This is a genomic window from Brevibacillus nitrificans (genome assembly GCF_003710965.1).
Lineage (GTDB): Bacteria > Bacillota > Bacilli > Brevibacillales > Brevibacillaceae > Brevibacillus > Brevibacillus centrosporus.
Genome location: NZ_RHHU01000005.1, coordinates 101710 through 119411 on the forward strand (window position 1 = coordinate 101710; position 17702 = coordinate 119411).

Below are 17702 nucleotides of genomic sequence, written 5' to 3' on the forward strand. Positions count from 1 at the left end.
GCCTCCCAGTCGGCAAGCACTCAAGAGCGCTTATTCGCTGATTCTCACCCACATTTGGCCACGGATGATTTCTACCCATTCTACCTGCAGGAGAATCGAAGACGATGATGAAAGTTCGACTCATACAAAACGGATTGATCACGGAAATTGACGATGTAGAAGAAGCCGCAGCACCTCCAGTCAACGGGTTTTACTGGATCGATGCTACCCCGTTTGATCTGGATGTGCTGCAGCCATTGTTCGGCCTGCATCATCTCGCCGTAGAAGACTGTATAGACGAAGAAGAGCAGCGCCCCAAGCTGCAGCTCTACGATGACCACTACTTTCTGGTCATCAACGGGATCGCGTTTCACAACCAAGACATTTTCCTGCGTGAAATCAACGTCTTTCTCGGCACCCATGCCATTATTACCGTCACGAAGCAGGAAGCTCCTGAATTTTCAACCATGATGACCCTGCTGCGTGAGAAAGAAATCAACCGTCCGGATACGTTTCTCTATTATTTGGTGGATCAGATCGTCGACCGTTACTTTGACGTGATCGAAAAGATCGAAGACTTGATCGAAAACCTGGAAGAACAAATCCTGATGAACACGCGGAAGTCGCACCTCGATCAGATCATCGGGCTGCGCAGCGAAATATTGTATGCGCGCAAAATGCTGGTGCCGCAGCGTGATTTGATCGATGCGCTGCACAAAAAAGAACTTCCGCTGATTCGACCAACCATGCGGAAGTACTTTGGAGATATTCTAGAGGATGCTGCCAAAATCGTAGAAAGCTTTGAGACCTTTCGCGAGCTGATCGGGAACTTGCGAGAAGCGTATCAGTCGGCACTCGCCGGACGTGCAAACGACATCATGCGCGTGTTTACAGCGCTGACGACCATTTTCATGCCCTTGACCATCGTGACTGGGATCTACGGCATGAACTTCGACAATATGCCCGAGCTGCACTCCCATTACGGCTACTTTGTCGTGCTGGGCATCATGGCTGTAATCGGACTGACCATGTTTCTGATTTTTAAAAGAAAGGAATGGCTGTAGCTTGTCCTGCACAGGAACTAGACAAGCTCATCACACGCCACAATCATCAGCGACAGCTTTTTGGACAGATCGCACTCATACGGCTGCGTCAGTTCCTCGCCGTTTTCGTCAACCAGAATCCGAATCACAGGCCGGCTTGGCATTCCTTTGTTGGAATCGACAATCACACCCGTTTCACCGGTATTCAATGTGACACTGAGACCCAATGGATACAGAGCAATCGTATCCCGCAATGCCTCTACATACTTCTGATCAAACAGTCGGCCAGAGCCTGAGAAGAGGATCTCCATCGCCTCATGCGGAAGCATCCCCGGACGGTATACCCGGTGGGAGGTCAGGGCATCAAAGACATCTGTCACTGCCATCAAGCGCCCGAACGGATGGATCTCGTCCTTTTTCAGCTTGCGCGGATAACCGGAGCCATCCCAGCGTTCATGATGCTGAAACGCACAGTGAGCAACCAGCAGAGGAATGTCATCCTGGCGTCGCAACATTTCAAAGCCGTACTCGGTGTGCTTCTTCATCAATTCAAATTCTTCCGACGTCAAATGGCCAGGCTTTTTCAAGATTTCATCCGGGACAAGGATCTTACCTATATCATGGAGCATGCCGCCAATACTGACTTCCAGCACTTCCTTTTCGGTGCATTCCGTCTTCAGGGCAAGTGCGGTACTGTACAAGGCGACGTTGAAGGAGTGAGTAAAAATATAATTGTCGAAAGCGCACGCATCGGCCAAAAGGTTCATGGCTGAGCGAGATGCATTCAGTTCATCAGCGACTGCCGCCATTACCTGGCGCAATTCACGGCCAAAAGCTTTGTCTGAAAAAATCTGATGCCATTTTTGGGGAAATTCATGAACGGCTCGAAACGTGTCGTGAATGATCGACATCGCCGCTCTACGAGTGGGCTCGGAAATGACGGTCTCCACAATGATATCGTCTGTGCGCTTATCCTGAATGTAGAGACTAGAGATGTTCTTGGCCTTAAGCCGATCCAGCATTCGCTGGGTTAGTTCAACACCCGTCCCAACGAGAACCGTTCCGTTTTCCGCGTAGATGGAACGAGCCAGCGTATCACCGGGCTGGCATTTTTGAATGGATTTCAGTCTCATTTCCAACATTCGCCTTTCCTCAGGGTAACCCTATTATAGCGTGATTCGACTAGATTCTACATGCTAATTTTTTATTACCCCAAAACAAAGAAGCACCCTCGTCATCCCGACAAAGGCGCTTCCTGCTTTTTGATTTCATCAGGCGGTTGCCTAGAACATGCGAGCGACAGCTTCTCGCCCGATCATCCCAGCGGTAATTCCCTGCTTTTCGGCTGTGGTCGTCACGGATTCCAGAGGCGCATCCAACAGCTCCTGAATCGTCTTGACCCCGACAGCCCGCCCGGCTAAAATCTCTCGGCTGGCAAGCCGTTCATTTAAAAGCCCTACATCAAGAGCCCCGCACATGATATATCCATTGTCTGTCGTGACAGCCAACAATGTCGTCTTTGGCAAACGGACTGTGACAGCAATTGCTGTCCCTTCCGGAAAATGAATTGGCACTACCTCGACCATCGCGCAACCCTCCTTCATCTTTCCTGCCTCGTAGCGTTACCATCCTATGACAGGAAAAAGAAATGTGTGTTTGCACAAGTCAGTGCGTCATCGTCGAAGGAGAGTGTTCTTCCTCCATCGCTACTTTGCGCTTCATGACCTCGATCATGTAGGTCGCAAGCATGTGAAAAAGCTCCTCTCCATCCATCTCATCGATGAGGTCGAGCAAGTCCTCACGAGACTGTTCATCCAGGATTCCGACGACAATGGCGGTAATGTCCTCTTCTGCTCCATTAAAATGCCCTTTGTAGAGCTCGTATACCTCGTCGATAAACCGCATCGTTCTCTCCCCCCTACTCGTGTAGCATGCCCCAAGTTTGTCAGGAGGGCTGTTCCCAAAAATCAGGAAATCGCGACGCGTTCCCAGCGAGGAGAAAACGATTGCTGAATCAGGACGGGATCGAGCACCGTTTGAGCGACGACCTCCCGCAGCATTTGCGGTAGGAAAAACTCGATGTGACTTCCCTGGAGAAGGTCAGGAAACAGCCGGTTGTACATGAACATATCGACCGTCCCTACGCGGTATTCTTGATCCAGCAGCAACGGCTTGTCATTGACCTGTATTTCCAGAATCTGCGGGACCTCGCCACCTATGTACCGTATGCGCAGCCCATCGACACCCATCCAGCCCTCCACTTTCCCGCGAAAGCCACAGCCACGCAGCTCTCGATGAATCGTCTCCGGCTGTATCGCCTGCTCCAAAACCCGCAATAGCTGGGCACCTGTCAGCGTGACCGCACAAGCGTTGATCGGATGCGGCAAGGTGTGCAGCAAATCAGCAAAGGACACGCTGCCGCGGTGCAAATCGCTGAGCAGCAAGCCGCCATTCGCCAAGCCGATTTCTGCTCCCGTCCACGAACGCACACTGGCAGCCAGAAAAGAGCCAAACGGTGTCTCCTCCATCCACTCTGCCCGCAAATCGTGCTGTAATTGCACTACGGGGCGCAGAAGAAGCTTTTCTGCCTCTCTATCCTGCTCCTGCAAAAATGCGACAAGGGCTTCATCCGGCAAAAAGTCATCTGATGCGAACAGCTCAGCTTCCATCTCTGTCACCTTTTTGGAGGCTTTGTCCCACACCAGACGCACATGACCGATGTGCTGTCCGAATTTGCCTGTCTGTGCGATCAGAGTACGGCCAACTCGCTCTCCGCGGGGCAGCATATGATGAGTGTGTGCCCCCAAAATCACATCCAGTCCGTCAAGCTCTGCTGCCAAACGGCAATCGGTCGGATACCCCAAATGAGACAGGAGTACAAAGACATCTGCCTGGTCTCTTAAGTCCTCTAGCTGCTGCTGCAAGAGACCGACTGGCTCTTGGATCTCCCAGCCCATACTGTTATAGGAGGAAGAAAAGGGAATCGTCACGCCGAGCAAGGCTACCCGCAGATCCTGCCATTCATGAATCGCGTAGGGGACAGCCCACTGCGGAGTCCTGTGATTTGCCGGATCCAGAAGATTCCCAACAATTACCTGAAAAGCGGCTTGTTTATACATCTCATCGAGCTTCTCTTTGGGTAGAGTGATTCCTTCGTTGTTGCCAATCGTTGCGTACGAATAGCCGGTTTGATTCATGACGTCGACATTTACTTTTCCGTAGCTCGCTTCTGACTTGATATCCATGCGGTCCATATGGTCACCGATGTCCACAGCCAGCACACGCTCTCCCCCCTGCTCCCATTGCTGTCGATAGGTACGTAAGCAGGTCGCAATTCGCGGCATTGGCGCAAAATGACTGTGAAGATCGTTGGTGTGCAGCATGTGCAAGGTACAGGTGTCTGCCAAGGCCATCCCCTCCCTCTCTACGAGCTTAGCTGAGAATGGATTCCCCAATCATTTGTATGGCTATGCCCAGAATCAATACGCGCAAGACGAGCACGATGGTCCGCCCTTTCATCTTGCTGGCGACATAAGCCCCGAGCTTTCCTCCTGCCCAGGCACCTGGAGCCAGCATAGCGGCGTACAGCCAGTCGATATTGTGATGCAGCACATTGGTGATGGTGCCGATCACAGCCGAAAAGAAAATAACCAGCATAGAGGTCGCCGTCGCGATGTGCGGTGGAAAGCGAAACAGAATCATCATCGCTGGCACCATCAGAACGCCTCCACCGACGCCGAACAAAGAGGAAGTAATCCCGACGAAAAAGGCAATCAGGATCGCCATCCAACGGCTGTATCCGTATTCGTATTCATTTCCCTCGTGATCGATGAAATGGCGTTTGATTTCCCAGTTGATGCTGCGCGGCTTGAGTTTGTCTTTCACCATCATCAGCACGAACATCAGCAATTGAAACAAACCGAAGAGGAGCGTAAATCCTTCTAATGGTAGTAATTTATTAAGGTAGACACCTACAATAGCACCCGGCGCACTCCCAATAAAGAAGAGAAGTGCACTTTGGACGTCGACCTTTTTCTGCTTCAGATAAGAAATCGACGAAGATAATGCCGTGACAGCAATGACGATGAGCGATGTCGCCGCTGCGACCTGAGGTGTCATGGAGCCTGGCATGTACGCATTGGCAAAGAACAGAAGGGCCGGAACGAAAAAGATTCCTCCGCCCAAGCCCGCAATACTGCCGACGACGCCTGCCGCCACGCCGATGAATAGGAACAAGATTGCTATCGCAACAAGCATGTAATACCCTTCTTTCTCTTCTAGAACAACTCCATTTGGCGAGGGTTCAGCCCGCTGGCTTGTACCCCCAGCATGTCCGCAAACTGCTTGGCATTGTGGACGGCATCCCCTCCAGAGTTATTGTTAAACAAAATACATACTTCATCCGCTTCGGCCTCAATCTGCCGAATGCGGGGAACCCACTCAGCCAGCTCCTCCTCCGAGTATCGATACAGATAGCGGACATCTCGCCATTTTTGCCCTTCTCCCGGATCGCGCCACCCGGCATGGTTACGGCCATGAAAGCGAACCAGCGCAAGCTTTGGATGAGCAACTCCCACGACAATCGGCACAGAGCCGTCGCCTGCCTGCGGTTCGTCACACAGCACATGTGTCGCCTCGATCTTCCTCAGAAAATCCAGTGTACGCTCGCGGAATTTCTCCTGAAACCAGCTGCGATGACGAAATTCCACGGCAAATGGATACGCGGACAGCGCCTGCCTGCATGCCTGTACGTACTGGACATTTTCCCGCGTGCAATCAAACCACGGGGGAAATTGAAACAGCAGCACCTTGAGCTTTCCTGCCTCTACCAACGGCTGGATGCTTTCCTCAAATTGCCGAAAAACCTCTCGCCTGTCTACAGGCGCGCTCCCTCGCTGATGGCCTGTCATGGCTTGAAACGGTTTGACGATAAAGCCAAAACGATCCGGCGTTTCCCGGACCCACGTCTCATAATTTCGTTGTGGTAAAATGGCGTAAAAGGAGCTGTCCACCTCCACGATAGGAAAGTGGCCCGCATAGACAGAGAGTTTGTCGCGGTTCCTCACTCCTTGGGTATACAAGTCGTAATGATCGCCCCAGCCACAAACGCCAATATGTATGGTGCTCATTCCCCTGAAACCTCCAGGTCCAAATATTTCAAATCCGAATGAAACGGAGGCGCCTTATGTCCCCTGATTGGTTAGGCGAGCCCTTTGCGTTTAAGGATAACAAATTATCCATGACCCGAAAAGTACACAAACGCCTCCTGAGCGAAGCACAAGAGGCGTTCCCGTTCGAATATTCGGCTTTGCTGACAGGTCGTGATTCCATCATTACCGGTCACATCCCCATGCCTCCTTCCACATCGAGCATGCACACCTTCTCGTGGGATGGGGCTGCCTTCCTCGGCGCCATCTCCGCCATCCGCAAGGCAAATGTCCAATGGCTGGGGGTCATCCATACCCATCCTCACTCGCCGCCGATCCCTTCCCAGCGCGATCGCACCGGCTGGCATTATCCGTCGCTTAGCTACTGGATCGTCAGTCTCGCTTCAAGCGAGCCCGAGTGGAGCGTTTACCAATGGGGGGACCAGACCTTTGAGCCGCGCGACTACACGCTTACTGAGGATACGTGACTCGCGAGTACAGGCTGGTTTTCTTCCTCGTTGCAGAAAAACTCCTGATACAAAGCGATGACAGCCCGATCTGCATCCACAGCCTTGACCCCGAACATCATGCTGACCTCGGAAGAACCCTGGTTGATCATCTCCAGGTTGATCTTCGCTTGTGCCAGCGCGGCGGCAGCTCGTGCAGTCGTACCTACCGACTGCCTCATGCCTTCTCCCACGATCATCACCAGAGCAAGACCATGTGTGACGGACACATCGTCTACCCGCAGCTCACGCGAAATCCGCTCGACGATGCGCGCTTCTTTCTCGACAGTCAAATCACGCTCGCGCAGAATGACCGAAATGTTATCAATTCCAGACGGGCTATGCTCATAGGAGAGGCCCTCTTCCTCTAAAATCTGCAAAAGCTTGCGTCCAAAGCCAATTTCCCTGTTCATCAAATACTTGCTGACATAGATGCTGCAAAATCCGCTATCGCTCGCAATCCCGGACACCCGTTTGGTGGATACCGGTGGCTCATTGACGATCATCGTTCCTGGTGCAGCCGGATTGTTCGTATTTTTGATGCATACCGGGATGTTGGCCTGATAAGCAGGAATCAGCGCCTCCTCATGGAACACACCGAAGCCCGAGTAAGACAGCTCCCTCATCTCGCGGTATGTAATTTCCTTCACTTCCACGGGATGAGCGACCAGATTCGGGTTCACTACATAGACCGAATCGACATCCGTGAAGTTCTCATACACATCCGCTTTGACCGCTGCGGCCAGGATCGAGCCGGTAATGTCCGAGCCCCCTCGTGAGAAAGTCACCAGATCCCCCGATTTTGTAAAGCCGAAGAATCCTGGGAAGATGGTGATTCCTCTGTCCGCCCCAAGAGAAGCCAGCTTCTCGTACGCCTCCGGCAGTACATGTGCGTTTCCCACCTCATCTGTCACGAGTAGCCCTGCATCCAGTGGGTTTACATAGTGAGCATCCTCGCCCAGGCTGCGCAAATAGTGAGCAACAACCTTCGCGCATGTGTCCTCGCCTGCGGCCTTGACAGCATCCATAAACCGCTCCGCCGACAGGTTTTTCTGATTGGAGAGGACTGTATCCAGCTCCGCTTCGATCTGCCCTCCTACTTCAGCAGATAGCTGCAGCTCCTTCACGATCTCCTGGTAACGCGCAAAGATGGCCTGTTTCTCCTTTGGTGCTTCCCCTGCTTCCAAAAAGCGCTCCGCGTACTGTATCAATAAATCTGTAACTTTTGTATCTTCCCTGAATCGCTTGCCCGGAGCAGAGACCACCACCACACGCCGCTCTTGATCTGCTCTTATGATTTTGCACACTTTTTTTATTTGCTCTGCATTCGCAAGTGAAGTACCGCCGAACTTTGCAACCTTCATGTTTTCTCCTCCATCTGCCTATCTCTTCGCCCAATCCTCTGTATGGCAAATCTGATATTAGATTAAAGTATCCATCTAAAAAGTACAAGTGTCTTTTTGTGGAGGACACTCACTCTCTCACATAATCATTCATGCTTGGCGCATAGTAAAGATACTTTTCCTGCCAAGAGGTGATCCGATGAAAAAACAGGCTGTCGCACTGTTCGTAGGGCTTGCTCTGCTTGTCCCTTCCATGAACGGCTCTGCCCTCGCTCGCAACCAGCATGATCGCGAATACTACGAAACCCGGGGCGAAATTGTATGGGAAGTTCCCACCAATACGAAGGTGATGGCGCTGACCTTTGATGACGGGCCAGATCCTGAATATACGCTGCAGATCGCGGAGCTGCTCAAGCAATACAACGCGAAGGGGACTTTCTTTGTCGTTGGCTCCCGGGCACAGGCTTTTCCTGAGGTCGTACGCAAGCTGGCTTCGGAACAGCATGAATTGGCAAATCACACCTACAGCCATCCAGATGTACGCCGAATCTCTTCGGAGCGTCTACAAACAGAGATGGAGAAAACACAGGAGGCGATCTTTCAGAGTACCGGTATCCGTCCTCAGCTGTTTCGCCCCCCCGGTGGCTACTACAGCGATGCCGTCGTCAACATCGCAAAAAAAGCCGGTTTTCTCGTCGTCATGTGGTCATGGCACCAGGACACGCGGGACTGGAGTGACCCAGGTGTACAAAAAATTGTCAACAAGGTCTTGAACAACGCCCACAATGGAGATATCGTCCTTTTCCACGATTATGGCGGAGATCGCAAGCAAACCGTTCAGGCTCTCCGAGAAATTTTGCCTGAGCTGCACAAGCGAGGGTACCAGTTCGTCACCGTGTCAGAAATGATGCGCCTATACGGAAAGACAAAAAAGGTAGGACAAGGCGAACATGGGGACGACTAGACGTCAAAAGAAAAAGCCCCTTCCAACTCGAAGGGGCTTTGGTGTCTTCCATTATTTTGGGGCATCCGCTGCAGCAGGAGTCGTCCGCACGGCAGCCTGTTCTTCCACTTTGGGCACAGCCGTGGCTGCAGCCTCACTTGCTGCAGGTACCGGCACCGTTCCTCCTTTTTGCATAAAGCCCGCAATCATCTTGTTCATATCGAGTCCGGAGACGTCCTTCAGCATCTCTGGCAGTTGGGCCATCAGCTTGGTTACGTTTCCACTCAGACGGTTGACGCCATCTCCCTGTCCTCCGCCTGCGTCGACGATGGTCACCTTGTCGATGGCTTTCATCGGCTCGGCGATCTTCTCGGCCAGCTCAGGCAGCATCTTGGAAATAATATCGAGCACCGCTGCGTGACCGAATTTTTCGAATGCTTCGGCCAGCTTTTCTTTCCCTTCCGCTTCTGCTTCCAGCTTTAGGCGAGTGACCTCTGCTTCTGCGGTACCTTTTGCCTTTTCCGCCTCCGCGATCGCCAGACCTTCCAGTCTCTTTTGCTCGGCCATCGCTTTGGCCTCTGCTTCGATCCGGTATTTGAGGGCATCAGCTTCACGCAGCTTCTTCGCCTTTTCTGCTTCCGCCGCTTGCTCCACAGAGTAACGATCCGCATCCGCTTTCTTTTTCACTTCCGCGTCGTATTGCCGCTCGCGGCGCAGGATTTCTTTCTCTTCCAGCTCGATCTCTTTCTGCTTGCGAACCAGATCGACCTTCATTTCCTCTTCCGTTACTTGCTGCTTGGCAACCGCCTCCTGCAGCTTGTAGGCTTGGTCCGCGCTCGCTTTTGCCTTGTCCTGCTCCTGCTTGAAGGAAGCTACCTTCAGCTCTTTTTCCTTCTCGGCTTCCGCGATGTTCGTTTCCTTCAACAGCTCCGCTTTGCGTGCTTCTTCCTCCGCCTGCGCCTGCTTGATCCGCGCCTCTTTATCCGCATCGGCCTGGGAGATCGTCGCATCTCGCTTGACGGCTGCGATCTGCGGGATCCCGAGAGCAGCGAGGTAACCGTTTTTGTCCCGGACATCCTTGATCGTGAAGCTCACCACGGACAGACCCATTTTCTTCAGGTCTTTGGTCGCTACCGACTGCACCTCTTGGGCGAAGCGCTCTCTGTTCTTGTAGATCTCTTCTACGGTCATACTGCCGAGAATCGCCCGCAGATAGCCTTCCAGCACCTCCTGGGCTTCGGATTTCAGCGCTTCATCCGTTTTCCCCATGAACTGCTCCGCCGCAGTAGCGATGTCGTCGATCGACCCGCCCACCTTAATAATGGCTACACCGTCCGCCATGACGGGAACTCCCTGCTCGGTATACACTTCTGGCGTCGATACATCCAGCTTGTGCGACAAGAGACTTAAGAAGTTTGCTTGCTGAAAAATCGGCAAGATAAAGGCGCCACCGCCCCGAACGATCTTCATTTTGCGGCCGGAATCGTCGCTTAGCACATTTTTCGAGCCGAGATAGCTCCCCGTTACGATCATGGCTTCATCGGCACCTACTGTCTTGTATCTCGCCCAGAAAGCGATACCCAGTACGACGAATACCGCGATGACGATCAATACGGTCGTCAAAATCCCCGGTTCTAGCCCTAGTAGTGACATCGATTATTCCTCCTCTTTTTCTGAAGCTTCATGCGGGAAAGGAGTGACGTATAGAACATGGTCGCGCACTTCTACCACAACGACCCGCGCGCCTTGCTTAATCGGGATGCCGTCCAGACTGGCTGCCATGTGAAAGGTCGTTCCACTGACCATTGTCACCAGTACCTCACCCAATCCGTTGACGGGAATCGTCGTACTGACCTCGCCTATTTTCCCTCCCAGCTGGCTCATTGCATAACCGGTGGAGCTTTCTGCCCGGCTCATCGGCTCAACCCACAGAAAATAGGCGGCCACTGCCAGTCCAGCACCGAGGATAACCGCTGCTCCGAGCACCATCAGCGTAGATAGGGACGTAAAGCGTGTGAGCAGGTACCCGGCTGCGCCAAATGCTGTAGCGCCGCTGACAAGCAAGATTGGCTGGAGCACGGGCAAGTGAGCATGACCATGTCCCATCCCATCCGCTCCCGTATGACCAAAAATCAAGGCGAAAAGTGCGTAAAGAACCCCACAGATCAGGCAGACGATGTAGATGGTTTCAAGCACCCCCACATTTGCCACCCCTTTCCATAAATGCATCTATTTCTCATACGAACCAAAAGGAAAAAGGTTGCGCATGTAAGTATAATTTGGAAAAATCAGCCTTTCTTCTAACAAAAAAATAACCGAAGCCCCCAGCGGCCGTTCGTTGCTGAGACCTCCGGCAAAGCTGTTTTTCGATCAGCTCTCCTGCTGTTCCTGCAGCAGCTGCTCAACGATCTTGCGAGCAAAATGCCCCATGGTCCCGCTAGCGTAGGCACGCATGACCTCAGGTGCGACGGAAACGAGCGCACGGGAAGCGTACTCCTGGCGGTATCCGCCTTCACGGATCGCCTGCTCCAGCTCAAATGCCGCTTTGACTGCGATACGCGTAGCGAGTGAATTCACTTCCTCTACCACGTCTTCCTTATCGACGATGACTTGACCGATTTGCTCAAAAAAGCGGATGGCGCGCTCCTGCGCAGACGCGAACCGCTCATTCGCCTCCGTAATAAACAGACCGTTACCACGCTCGCGTAAATCCACCGCATGCCCCATGAATTTCATCCCCAGAAAACGAAGCTGTGGGAACTGACGATTCAGTTCAGCTGTTTTTACCACCGTTGCCATGTTGAGCAAGGTCACTCTCGCCAGCGACAGACCGGAGTCGAGCAGGCTCTGTACGAATGGCACCAGCCGATCAGCAGGCAGCGCCAGAATCAGGAAGTCGAGACTGTCCAGCTCTTCTACTGTGAGGCTCTGGTGCCCGGGATTGGCCTGTGCGATCCCTGCAGCCTTCTCGGCATTCGGATGATAGAAGCCGATCAATGACTTCCCATTACTCAGCTGCTTTAAAATCGCACCCCCTAATGTTCCGATTCCGACAATTCCCCATTTTTCCTGTTCCATGTATCTCAGCCTCCTGTCTTTGTCACATCTTTTTTCCCAATTTTCCAAATAAAAAACGCTCCTTTGATCGTATCCCTTTGAACCCCTTCCGTAAAGCCATCGTTTCCTGCCGAAAAGAAAAAGAGTCATTCCCCAATGGGAACAACTCTTCATACTCATTAGCCAAACAACGTCTGGTACAGAAGATAAGCATTCAGCACCATGATGATGATCGCGACAATCCAGGACAGGACTTTCAGCCAAGGGGCATTCACGAATTCGCCCATTTTCTTTTTGTCGTTCGTAAATTTCACCAGTGGAACGACGGCAAAGGACAGCTGGAGCGACAGGATGACCTGGCTGAGGATCAGCAGCTGCGTGGTGCCGCTTTCGCCGTACAGAGCTGTCACGATCACAGCGGGGATAATGGCGATCATCCGCGTAATCAGCCTTCTGAGCCAAGGCGTGATGCGCAGGTTCAGGAAGCCTTCCATGACGATTTGGCCTGCCAGCGTTCCTGTCAGCGTCGAATTCATTCCCGCCGCCAGCAAAGCGACACCAAAAAGAATACTGCCTAAAGTGGTCCCCAGCAAAGGTGCCAACAGATGATAAGCATCGCCGATCTCCGCTACTTCTGTCATTCCTGCCCGGTGGAACGTCGCCGCAGACAGGATCAGGATCGCTGCGTTAATGCCGAGGGCGAAAATGAGAGCAATCGTGGAGTCTGCGGTCGCGTATTTGATCGCTTCCCGTTTACCCAAGGTCGTCTGCTCGTACTGCCGCGTCTGTACGATGGAAGAGTGCAGGTACAGGTTATGCGGCATGACCGTCGCGCCCAAAATCCCGATGGCAATGTAGAGCATTTCCGGATTTTTCACAATTTCGGCGGTAGGAATAAAGCCGCCCAAAATCTCTTTTACCTCAGGCTGTGACCAGAACATCTCAAAAGCGAAGCATGCCCCGATCGTCACGATCAACGCGATGACGATCGACTCGATATAGCGGAACCCTTTGTTCTGCAAGAAAAGAACGACCAGAACGTCCAACGCTGTAATCAAGACCCCGTAGAGGAGAGGGATGCCAAATAGTAAATTCAAAGCGATGGCTGCACCGATGACCTCTGCCAAATCGCAGGCTGCGATCGCAAGCTCACACAATACCCACAAGCCCATCGCGACAGGTTTGCTGTAATGATCCCGGCAAGCCTGCGCCAAGTCTCTTCCTGTCACAATCCCCAGCTTTCCAGCCAGCGCCTGCAGCAGAATCGCCATGAGATTGGACAGCATGATCACTGACAGCAAGGAGTAACCAAACAGGGACCCCCCAGCGATGTCAGTGGCCCAGTTACCTGGATCCATATAGCCGACCGCTACGAGGTAGCCAGGTCCTGCAAACGCGAGGAATTTGCGAATCCAAGAACCTTTTTGCGGTACCTTCATCGATCGATGTACCTCAGGCAGAGACGGCTGCGACGCCTCTCTTCTCCAACTGCTTTCTTTCGCTGCTTTTGTTGCATTTGATCCAGTTAACATGATTTCCACCTACCTTTTATGGCTTAGTCCATTTTTTTTGCACAAGGGCAACTTTTAAGGAAAAAAATATAGAGATTTGCTCTATCCAAAAATGTTTACCTAGCGAAACATATTCTCATTATACTCCTTTCGCTCTGTTTTGCAACTGCCCGGGACAGCTGTTTTTTTTGCTCGCGACATTCCGGTTTTCTGCATAATGTGAACGGTTTGTCTAACAATACGTATATTCCTTCTTCAGGAGGTATTCCCATGGATTGGGTATCGGAAGTGACTTCCCGCTTCAGCGATAGCTCCGACTTTCAGAACAGCATGGTCCATATCGCAGGCGAAACCTTTACCCTCTGCTTTTTGGATAGCTTAGTTGATTCCCATTACATTCAGGACCACATCCTGGAAAGACTGCGCCAAGACTGCGTGGAGGTACCGTTCTCCCCGATCTCTACCGTAGAGGAAGCCCTAAGCGAAATTTTAAACGGCAATCTCCTGATCGTACGCGACTGTGACCAGCAAGCTTTTTTGGCGATCGGCAGCGGTCTGGAGGAAAGAAGCATTCAGGAAACGGAAAACGAAAGCGCTCTGCGTGGACCGCGCGACAGCTTTGTGGAATCCTTGCGCACGAATATATCGTTAATCAGACGCAGGTACCCGGATCCCGAAGTAAAGGTCACGATTCAGGAGTTAGGCAGGCGGACAAATACGAAGGTGGCGATGCTCTATGTGGAGGGCATCGTGAATCCAAACATCCTCGACGAGGTACGGACGCGGTTGTCTACCGTAGATTTGGACGAGGTGCTGGACTGTGGGACGATTGAACAATGGATCGAGGACAGCTGGTACTCTCCCTTTCCGCAAGCGCAGTATACGGAGCGGCCGTCCAATGTTCTGTTTGCCATGCTGGAGGGCCGCATTGCCATCATGGTGGATGGCAGCTCTGCGGTGCTGATCGTTCCCGTTACGTTTTCCATGCTGTTTCAGTCTCCAGACGACTATTACGAGCGGTGGATGATCGGCACTGCCATTCGTATTATCCGGGTAGCAGGTGCAGTGATCGCTTTGACTCTCCCCTCCCTGTACATTGCTCTCATCTCTTATCATCCCGGAATGATTCCCACGCAATTAGCCTTGAGTATTTCTGCCGGCAGGTCGGAGGTGCCTTTTCCTGCCTTTCTGGAGGCACTCTTCATGGAGGCGACGCTCGAGATGCTGCGCGAGGCCGGGCTGCGACTCCCCAAGGTCATGGGACAAACGATTGGGATCGTCGGCGGTCTCGTCATCGGTCAATCGGCTGTAGAGGCGGGAATCGTCAGTCCCGTGCTCGTCATTGTCGTTGCCATCACGGCTATTTCTTCCTTTTTGGTCCCTGCGTACAATGGGGCCATCGCCTTGCGCTTGCTGCGTTTTCCGTTGATGATCTTGTCCGGCAGCCTGGGTATGTTTGGGCTGCTGCTCGGCTTGATGGCGATACTGGCTCATTTGGTCTCGCTCAAATCTTTCGGGATCAACTATTTTGCGCCCATTACACCGTACCGGTTCAGCGACTGGAAGGACCTGCTCGTTCGTGCGCCGCTGATCTATATGAAAAATCGTCCTGAAATCCTCCATCCCTTGGATCAAAAACGAATGAACACCCAAAAACGCAAGAAAGGGTGGTAAGCGTGATAAAGGATCGATTAACGACCTCACAAATCGTTGTCCAGCTGTTTGCCGCTATGGTGGGCGTAGGAATATTGACCTTGCCAGAAACGGTTGGCGCCAAAGCTGGCGTCGACAGCTGGATCGTCATCTTTGCAGCAGGCTTTCTGGCCATGGTAGCTGTGTCGATCATGGCCTATCTCGGAAATCGCTTCCCTGGCAAAAGCATCATTCACTATGCCCCGACGCTGATCGGGAAAATGTTAGGAACGATCGTCCTGCTTGCTTTTCTGCTCTATTTTCTGATGTTTGTCGGGACAGTAGTACGCATCTCTGCCGATGTGACCAAGCTGTTCCTGCTGGACCTGACTCCTGTTGAGGTCATCATTATTGGCATGCTTACCATCAGTTCTTATCTGGTCTTGCACGGCGTCAATGCGATCGCCCGCTTTAACGAGTTCATCCAGCCCCTCGCCCTTCTGTTGCTTCTGCTCGTCTTGACCCAGACGATCCGCGATACGGATTTTGGGAGAATCCTGCCTGTTCTCGGAGATGGGATTCAACCACTCATGCACGCGTTGCCTTCGACCTTTTTTTCCTTTATGGGATTTGAGATCCTGCTGTTCATCCAGCCTTTCATGGAGCAGCCAAGAGGCGCACAGCGAGCCGCATTGATCTCCATCGGTGCTACGATGATCCTGTACGTCATCGTCACGATTTTGTGTATAGCCGTCCTGGGAAAATCAGAGGTGACCTTGGTCGAATACCCGACGCTTGCGATCATTAAAAACATCGAAGTCCCCGGCGCATTTATCGAGCGCTTGGACTCGATCATGATGATGGTCTGGATTCCCTTTGCGGTCACGACCATCGTGATGTTCCACTACTGCGCCAGTCTCATTGCTTCACAAATGCTGGGGCTTCAGGAGCATCGCGTCATCGCCTTGTTCATGATTCCGCTCGTCTATTTGATCGCGGTCCTGCCCCGCAATATTTTGGAGGTGGATAAATGGAGTAATTGGGCAAGCTGGCTGGGCGTTTCCCTGATTGCCGTCGTGCCGATTTGGCTCGTGCTCGTGTACAAATGGAAAAGAAGGAGACAGTCAGCATGAAACGCCGTGCCCTCCTGCTTCTTAGTGCTGTACTTCCCTTGCTCTTGGGCGGCTGCTGGGATCGCGTCGAGATCCAAGAGCGTCTGTTTGTCATGGCGATTGCCATCGATAAAAACCTTCCCGAGAAGGGGAAGCGCTCATTTTATGAGTTTTCGGCACAGTTCACAGAGGCGCGTGCCCTGTCTGGCCGTCTAAATAACACCAATATTTCTCCCATCTGGAATGCGACATCTACGGGACCCTCTATTTTTGAATGCATTCGGCTTATGGCCACACGTGTCGCCAGGCAGCCGTACTACGAGCATCTGCAGATTATTATCATCGGCGAAGAAATGGCGAAGGAAGGGATCAGTCATGCGCTCGATCTGTTCTTTCGCGACCATGAATCCCGAAGAAAAATAAAGCTGGTCATCGCAAAAGGGACGGGAAAGAGCGCTTTGGCTGTAAAACCGAGATTAATGCCTATTTCCGGGCAGTACATCAGCAGGCTGACTGAGGAAGGCGAGTCCAAAACAGCACGCCTTCCCGACACGACCTCTATCGGCCAGTTTTCTACCAATTTTCATGGCGGCAGCAACAGCGTTTTGCCGAGGATCACCATCGAGCCGCACGAAGTGAAAATGGCTGGCGGTGCTATCATGAAGGGAGATAAATTAATCGGGTGGCTTTCGGATCAAGAGGTCAAATCCCTTCGCTGGATCAACGGCACCTTTTCAGCAGGCGACGAGATCATTTTACAAAATCCCGAAGGTGGCACCCCTGGATTTACGACGATGGAGGTAAAGGCAGTCCGGTCCCAAATCCATACGGAAATCAGAAACGGAAAACCCGTATTTACGGTACGGGTCAGAGGAGAAGGCAATTTGGCTGAGGATGGATTAAAAAACAAGCCGACGATCGAAAAGCTGCGAAAAAAGGAAATCCAGATGAACCAGATCGTCCAAAACAAGGCGGAAAGTCTCATCAAAAAGATGCAGAATACTTACCAGACAGATATTTTTGGCTTCGGCGAGGAGCTCCGCAGACACCAGTACGCGTTTTGGAAGACCCATGAAAACAATTGGGAACAAATCTTCAAGGACGCGGAAGTCCATGTCAGCGTTGAAGTCTTTATCAGGCGGATCGGTCAGTTCAAATAATAATATAATGGGTAATCAGAACGATTACACACAAAATAAACAGCGTGTAGCTGCCGAATTTTGCATATTTTGCATCGCGCGTCAGCTGTCTGTTCTGGTACGCCACATAATAGCGAAAACGCAAGATCAGTCCCGTCACAAAAAGGAGCAGACCCAAATAGTAGGATGTCAGCGACTCTAAATAACCAATCACCAAGGAGAAGCCCATGTGTTCACCTCATCTCGCCCAATCTCGATTCTCTCTATCTAGTATCGGTCAAACACAGCTT

The 17702-nt window shown here is 52.1% G+C and carries 18 protein-coding genes; 6 read left to right on the forward strand and 12 right to left on the reverse strand.

Annotated elements, in window-relative coordinates; all coding sequences use genetic code 11:
- Nucleotides 1-107 precede the first annotated feature (107 nt).
- The gene (gene corA, locus EDM59_RS10520; RefSeq protein ID WP_092273508.1) at nt 108-1043 is read left to right on the forward strand and encodes a magnesium/cobalt transporter CorA; all 936 of its coding nucleotides are present in this window, start codon (nt 108-110) and stop codon (nt 1041-1043) included.
- A 17-nt stretch (nt 1044-1060) separates the two neighbouring features.
- Here corA and EDM59_RS10525 read toward each other — a convergent pair whose 3' ends face one another.
- The 6 genes from EDM59_RS10525 to EDM59_RS10550 all read right to left on the reverse strand — a co-directional run bounded on the left by EDM59_RS10525 (nt 1061) and on the right by EDM59_RS10550 (nt 6151).
- Complete coding sequence (locus EDM59_RS10525; protein WP_122923792.1) at nt 1061-2155, reverse strand: HD-GYP domain-containing protein; 1095 nt, start codon at nt 2153-2155, stop codon at nt 1061-1063.
- A 150-nt stretch (nt 2156-2305) separates the two neighbouring features.
- Nucleotides 2306-2608 (reverse strand): YunC family protein, encoded by a 303-nt coding sequence (locus EDM59_RS10530; protein WP_092273412.1) that lies wholly within the window; start codon nt 2606-2608, stop codon nt 2306-2308.
- A 79-nt stretch (nt 2609-2687) separates the two neighbouring features.
- Nucleotides 2688-2927: a DUF6154 family protein gene (locus tag EDM59_RS10535; protein ID WP_122923565.1), complete on the reverse strand. Its 240-nt coding sequence runs from the start codon at nt 2925-2927 to the stop codon at nt 2688-2690.
- 62 nt (nt 2928-2989) lie between these two features.
- Nucleotides 2990-4429, reverse strand: coding sequence for a bifunctional metallophosphatase/5'-nucleotidase (locus EDM59_RS10540; protein WP_122923793.1), 1440 nt, complete (start codon nt 4427-4429; stop codon nt 2990-2992).
- A gap of 25 nt (nt 4430-4454) precedes the next feature.
- Entirely contained in the window at nt 4455-5279 is an 825-nt protein-coding gene (locus tag EDM59_RS10545) for a sulfite exporter TauE/SafE family protein (protein WP_122923566.1), read from the reverse strand.
- 20 nt (nt 5280-5299) lie between these two features.
- Complete coding sequence (locus EDM59_RS10550) at nt 5300-6151, reverse strand: DUF72 domain-containing protein (RefSeq protein WP_122923567.1); 852 nt, start codon at nt 6149-6151, stop codon at nt 5300-5302.
- A 110-nt stretch (nt 6152-6261) separates the two neighbouring features.
- Here EDM59_RS10550 and EDM59_RS10555 point away from each other — a divergent pair, with 110 nt between their 5' ends.
- Nucleotides 6262-6657 carry a M67 family metallopeptidase gene (locus EDM59_RS10555; protein ID WP_246010999.1) on the forward strand — a complete coding sequence of 132 codons (396 nt, stop codon included), beginning with the start codon at nt 6262-6264 and terminating at the stop codon, nt 6655-6657.
- Here the strand turns inward: EDM59_RS10555 and EDM59_RS10560 are convergent.
- Nucleotides 6633-8039: an aspartate kinase gene (locus tag EDM59_RS10560; RefSeq protein WP_122923569.1), complete on the reverse strand. Its 1407-nt coding sequence runs from the start codon at nt 8037-8039 to the stop codon at nt 6633-6635. The two genes, EDM59_RS10555 and EDM59_RS10560, sit on opposite strands and share 25 nt — an antisense overlap.
- 178 nt (nt 8040-8217) lie before the next feature.
- Here EDM59_RS10560 and EDM59_RS10565 point away from each other — a divergent pair, with 178 nt between their 5' ends.
- Nucleotides 8218-8982 carry a polysaccharide deacetylase family protein gene (locus tag EDM59_RS10565; RefSeq protein ID WP_122923570.1) on the forward strand — a complete coding sequence of 255 codons (765 nt, stop codon included), beginning with the start codon at nt 8218-8220 and terminating at the stop codon, nt 8980-8982.
- A gap of 51 nt (nt 8983-9033) precedes the next feature.
- Here the strand turns inward: EDM59_RS10565 and EDM59_RS10570 are convergent, their stop codons facing one another.
- The 4 genes from EDM59_RS10570 to EDM59_RS10585 form a co-directional block, all read right to left on the reverse strand.
- The gene (locus EDM59_RS10570; protein WP_122923571.1) at nt 9034-10614 is read right to left on the reverse strand and encodes a flotillin lipid rafts scaffold protein FloT; all 1581 of its coding nucleotides are present in this window, start codon (nt 10612-10614) and stop codon (nt 9034-9036) included.
- Nucleotides 10615-10617: 3 nt separating this feature from the next.
- A complete protein-coding gene (locus EDM59_RS10575; protein WP_122923794.1) occupies nt 10618-11163 on the reverse strand; it encodes an NfeD family membrane protein in 546 nt (181 codons plus the stop codon).
- Nucleotides 11164-11331: 168 nt separating this feature from the next.
- Nucleotides 11332-12039 (reverse strand): Rossmann-fold NAD(P)-binding domain-containing protein, encoded by a 708-nt coding sequence (locus EDM59_RS10580; RefSeq protein WP_122923572.1) that lies wholly within the window; start codon nt 12037-12039, stop codon nt 11332-11334.
- Between the two features lie 158 nt (nt 12040-12197).
- Nucleotides 12198-13550: an Nramp family divalent metal transporter gene (locus EDM59_RS10585; RefSeq protein WP_092273382.1), complete on the reverse strand. Its 1353-nt coding sequence runs from the start codon at nt 13548-13550 to the stop codon at nt 12198-12200.
- A gap of 249 nt (nt 13551-13799) precedes the next feature.
- Between EDM59_RS10585 and EDM59_RS10590 the strand changes: the two genes are divergently transcribed.
- The 3 genes from EDM59_RS10590 to EDM59_RS10600 are packed head-to-tail and all read left to right on the forward strand — an operon-like array spanning nt 13800 to nt 17433.
- On the forward strand, nt 13800-15203 hold the full coding sequence (locus EDM59_RS10590) for a spore germination protein (RefSeq protein ID WP_122923573.1): 1404 nt from the start codon (nt 13800-13802) through the stop codon (nt 15201-15203).
- Between the two features lie 2 nt (nt 15204-15205).
- A complete protein-coding gene (locus tag EDM59_RS10595; protein ID WP_122923574.1) occupies nt 15206-16294 on the forward strand; it encodes a GerAB/ArcD/ProY family transporter in 1089 nt (362 codons plus the stop codon).
- On the forward strand, nt 16291-17433 hold the full coding sequence (locus EDM59_RS10600) for a Ger(x)C family spore germination protein (protein ID WP_183192884.1): 1143 nt from the start codon (nt 16291-16293) through the stop codon (nt 17431-17433). Before EDM59_RS10595 ends, EDM59_RS10600 begins: the two co-directional genes overlap by 4 nt.
- On the opposite strand, the gene EDM59_RS10605 is transcribed toward EDM59_RS10600, so the two are convergent.
- A complete protein-coding gene (locus EDM59_RS10605; protein ID WP_122923576.1) occupies nt 17426-17641 on the reverse strand; it encodes a CLC_0170 family protein in 216 nt (71 codons plus the stop codon). The genes EDM59_RS10600 and EDM59_RS10605 overlap by 8 nt on opposite strands.
- Between the last annotated feature and the right edge of the window lie 61 nt (nt 17642-17702).

Excerpts from the sequence above, each read along its gene's own strand:
- corA (WP_092273508.1), top strand. The coding sequence starts at position 108 with ATGAAAGTTCGACTCATACAAAACGGATTGATCACGGAAATTGACGAT.
- EDM59_RS10525 (WP_122923792.1), bottom strand. The coding sequence starts at position 2,155 with ATGAGACTGAAATCCATTCAAAAATGCCAGCCCGGTGATACGCTGGCT.
- EDM59_RS10530 (WP_092273412.1), bottom strand. The coding sequence starts at position 2,608 with ATGGTCGAGGTAGTGCCAATTCATTTTCCGGAAGGGACAGCAATTGCT.
- EDM59_RS10535 (WP_122923565.1), bottom strand. The coding sequence starts at position 2,927 with ATGCGGTTTATCGACGAGGTATACGAGCTCTACAAAGGGCATTTTAAT.
- EDM59_RS10545 (WP_122923566.1), bottom strand. The coding sequence starts at position 5,279 with ATGCTTGTTGCGATAGCAATCTTGTTCCTATTCATCGGCGTGGCGGCA.
- EDM59_RS10550 (WP_122923567.1), bottom strand. The coding sequence starts at position 6,151 with ATGAGCACCATACATATTGGCGTTTGTGGCTGGGGCGATCATTACGAC.
- EDM59_RS10555 (WP_246010999.1), top strand. The coding sequence starts at position 6,262 with ATGACCCGAAAAGTACACAAACGCCTCCTGAGCGAAGCACAAGAGGCG.
- EDM59_RS10560 (WP_122923569.1), bottom strand. The coding sequence starts at position 8,039 with ATGAAGGTTGCAAAGTTCGGCGGTACTTCACTTGCGAATGCAGAGCAA.
- EDM59_RS10565 (WP_122923570.1), top strand. The coding sequence starts at position 8,218 with ATGAAAAAACAGGCTGTCGCACTGTTCGTAGGGCTTGCTCTGCTTGTC.
- EDM59_RS10570 (WP_122923571.1), bottom strand. The coding sequence starts at position 10,614 with ATGTCACTACTAGGGCTAGAACCGGGGATTTTGACGACCGTATTGATC.
- EDM59_RS10580 (WP_122923572.1), bottom strand. The coding sequence starts at position 12,039 with ATGGAACAGGAAAAATGGGGAATTGTCGGAATCGGAACATTAGGGGGT.
- EDM59_RS10585 (WP_092273382.1), bottom strand. The coding sequence starts at position 13,550 with ATGTTAACTGGATCAAATGCAACAAAAGCAGCGAAAGAAAGCAGTTGG.
- EDM59_RS10590 (WP_122923573.1), top strand. The coding sequence starts at position 13,800 with ATGGATTGGGTATCGGAAGTGACTTCCCGCTTCAGCGATAGCTCCGAC.
- EDM59_RS10600 (WP_183192884.1), top strand. The coding sequence starts at position 16,291 with ATGAAACGCCGTGCCCTCCTGCTTCTTAGTGCTGTACTTCCCTTGCTC.
- EDM59_RS10605 (WP_122923576.1), bottom strand. The coding sequence starts at position 17,641 with ATGGGCTTCTCCTTGGTGATTGGTTATTTAGAGTCGCTGACATCCTAC.